The organism is Amycolatopsis sp. NPDC051106 (genome assembly GCF_040682775.1).
Classification (GTDB): domain Bacteria; phylum Actinomycetota; class Actinomycetes; order Mycobacteriales; family Pseudonocardiaceae; genus Amycolatopsis.
Window position 1 is genome coordinate 1 of sequence record NZ_JBFBBQ010000162.1, and the last position, 3,155, is coordinate 3,155.

The 3,155-nt window shown below is 69.7% G+C and carries 3 protein-coding genes; all 3 read right to left on the reverse strand.

The annotated features are described in order from the left end of the window. Window positions 1–39: 39 nt before the first annotated feature. Window positions 40–1,662 (reverse strand): alkaline phosphatase family protein, encoded by a 1,623-nt coding sequence (locus AB0M83_RS47350; RefSeq protein WP_364529005.1) that lies wholly within the window; start codon window positions 1,660–1,662, stop codon window positions 40–42. Between the two features lie 30 nt (window positions 1,663–1,692). After that, a complete protein-coding gene (locus AB0M83_RS47355; RefSeq protein WP_364529037.1) occupies window positions 1,693–2,850 on the reverse strand; it encodes a Dyp-type peroxidase in 1,158 nt (385 codons plus the stop codon). Between the two features lie 74 nt (window positions 2,851–2,924). Further along, window positions 2,925–3,155, reverse strand: a 231-nt coding sequence (locus AB0M83_RS47360) for a hypothetical protein (protein ID WP_364529008.1), incomplete at its 5' end; no start/stop codon positions are given.

A 3,155-nucleotide genomic window follows, 5' to 3' on the forward strand; every position in this document is an offset into this window, starting at 1 on the left:
TGCGTCAGACGCACCGAACGCCACATTGGGGCGCTGGGGCTAGCTGTGCACGACGGCGCCGGTCTTCGGGTCGAGCGTGACCTTCTTCGCTTCCGGCCACCAGAAGTCGAACATCCCGTTGAGCGACCCCGCGCGGGAGTCGAACGACGAGTCGCCGATCCGGCCGGCGAACCAGTTGTCCTCGATGAACTTCAGCACCGAGGTCTGGTCGGTCAGCGAGTGGTCGACGTGGTTCACCTTGCTGTAGGGCGAAATCACCAGCAGCGGCAGCCGCGGGCCGTAGCCGCAGCGGTCCGCGTAGCCGCCCAGCGTCGCCGGCTTGCCCGTGCAGACCGGCTGGTCCTGCGAGGCGTCGTGCGAACCGTTGATCACCTTCGAAGCCACGTGGTCGTACCAGCCGTCGGAGTCGTCGTAGGCCAGGACGATCGCCGTCGACTTCCAGTCCGGGGACTGCTGGATCTTGTTGATCTCCCCGACCACGAACTGCTGCTCGTCCAGCGGGTCGGAGTACCCCGCGTGGCCGTCCTGGTACTCCGGGGCCTTCAGGAAGCTCACCGCGGGCATCGAGCCGGCCTTCAGCGAGTCGTTGAAGTCCGCGATGTCGTACTGGTGGTTCGCGCGGTCGGTCTGGCCGATCGCCTGCACCGACGACGGCGGCAGGTGCTTCGGGTTCGCCGTCGACGGGTAATACTGGAACGGCTCGTGGTGCGGGCTGTAGTCGACGACCGCGTTGCCGCCGACGTTGGTGTGGGTCTGGCCGCAGACCGCGTAGCCGTTCGCTTCGCCGGTGGGGCGGAAGCCGCCCTGGAACCAGCCCCACGTGACGTGGCGCTGGTTGAGCAGGTCGCCGACGTTGCGGCCGTGCATCGTGGCCAGGTTGTCCTTGCTCGTGTGGTTCTTGCCCGAGCAGTCGTCCCAGGCCGGGTCCGGGTCGTTGATCATCGTGCCGACGCCGTTCGCGTCCGGCGACTGCACGGTGTAGGCGTCGCTGACCGGCTCGTGCGTCACCGGGTCGACCGCCTGGACGCCGTGGGTGTTGCCCGAGATCAGGTCGATCGCGCCCGGGCTGGACGGGCCGAACACCGTGTTGAACGAGTTGTCGTTCAGCGCGTAGTGCTGCGCGTAGTTCCACATGCCGGTGACGGTGTTGCCGTCGAAGTAGTCCATCACCAGGCCGGGCTCGCCGAACAGCACCGGCTGGCCGGTGCACTTGTCCGTCTCGGTCTTCTCGACGAACTTGTCCATCTTGCCGCCGTCGAAGGCGGCCTGCTCCGCGCCGTAGTTGTGGTTCTGGTCGCAGGTCAGCGCCTGCTCGTGCGTGAGCCGCTTGGGGTTGTAGGCGTTCGGGTTGTCCGTCAGCAGCTTGTGGTCCAGGCCGTTGACCTTCGGGGTGTTGCGCGCGGCGGTGAACGGGGTTCCGTCGGTGTTGGCCGCGTTCGGGTAGGTGCCGAAGTAGTGGTCGAACGAGATGTTCTCACCGAAGATGACCACGACGTGCTTGATCGGCGTGGCCGTGGGTATTCCGTGCGCGGGCAACAGGTTCAGCGGCTGGGCGTCCGCGGTGCTCGCCGCGGAGCCGGTGACGACGGCCAGCACGGCGACCGAGGCGAGGGCCCCGGCGCCGAGCAGACCCCGCCGCCGGCGGCGGATTCTCGTGTCCACAGTGGATTCCTTTCGTGGTGGGTTCGCTTGTCAGGCGAGCAAAGAGCGGCCGAAGTGGTCGTCCGGCCCGGTGACACCCGGCAGCGCGAAGAAGTAGCCGCCGCCGAACGGGGAGATGTAGTCGGTCAGGGGTTCGTCGGCCAGCCGGGTCTGGACCGCTTCGAACTGCCGCTCCAGGTCCTGCTGGTAGCAGACGAAGATCAGGCCCATGTCGAGGTTGCCGTTGCCGTCGATACCGCGGTCGTAGTTCACGGCGCGGCGCAGGATCCGGCTGGCGTCGGTTTCCGGCGTGCGCGGGTTGGCCTTCCGGATGTGGCTGGTCAGCGGGATCACGGTGCCGATGGGGTCGTCGGCGTAGCGGGGGACGTCGGTCTCCTCGGTGCCGTCGAGCGGGGCACCGGTGTCCCGGCGGCGGCCGAACATGTTCTCCTGCTCGGCCAGCGAAACCCGGTCCCAGAACTCGACCAGCATCCGGATCAGCCGGGTGACCTGGTAGCTGCCGCCCGTGGCCCAGGCGGGTTCGTTTTGTGCGGAAGTCCACACGAGACGGTCGAAGTCGGCTTCTTCCGGGTTGGCGGTGCCGTCCTTGAAGCCCATCAGGTTCCGCGGGGTCCCGGCCGGGCGCGGCGGGGAGCTGAAGCCATTGAGCTTCCAGCGCAGCTGCATGCCGCCGCGGGTCGCGCGGGCGATGTCGCGCAGCGCGTGCAGGACGGTGTCGGTGGAGTTAGCGGACAGCGTGAGGCTGAGGTCGCCGTGGCACTGGGCGGGGTCGAGGGCGTCGTTCGCGAACGTCGTCATCGGCTTCAGCTTGGCGGGCTTGAGCTTCGCCAGGCCGTACCGGTCGTCGAACAGCGACGCGCCGGCGCCGAGGATCACGCCGAGGTCCCCGCCGGGCACGACGGGCCCGAGCACGCCGGAGTCGGCGGGCGGCGCGGTGATGCCGAGGGCGGCGGGTGCCCCGCCGGTGGTGAGGAACCGCGCCCGGTCGGTGATGGCGCGGAAGAGGTCGGTCAGTTCGGCCTTCGACTCGGCGACGACATCGAAGGAGGCGACGACGGTCTGGGTGGGCGGAGTCCGCAGGATGGCGGACTGGTTCCGGCCGTGGAAGGGAACCGGTGACGTGCTGTCGGTGATCGCCGACGACGCGCCGAGCCCGGCTCCGGCGGCCACGGTCAGGCCGGCGCCCATCGCGGCCCGGCGCAGGAAGGAACGTCGCGGCAGGCCCGCGGCCGGGTGCGGCACGGGACAGCGAGGCTGGTCCGTCACGAAACCCTCCTCGGCTGGATGGCGGGGTGGCTGGTCGCGGCGCAGGCGGCGCTTCGCTGTGCGGTCGGGTGACGCAGGTCTGCGCTGGTGGCCGGGTGCGGCGCGGTCTTGCGTGGCTGGCCGGCGCGGGTGAAGTCGCCGCATTGCGGGGTCGGGCGGTGCAGGCTCGCGCCGGTGGTCGAGTGCGGCGCGGTCTTGCGTGGCTGGCCGGCGCGGGTGAAGTCGCC

What these genes read in the sequence shown, in the direction of transcription:
- AB0M83_RS47355 (WP_364529037.1), bottom strand. Translation starts at nt 2,850, where the DNA reads ATGGGCGCCGGCCTGACCGTGGCCGCCGGAGCCGGGCTCGGCGCGTCG.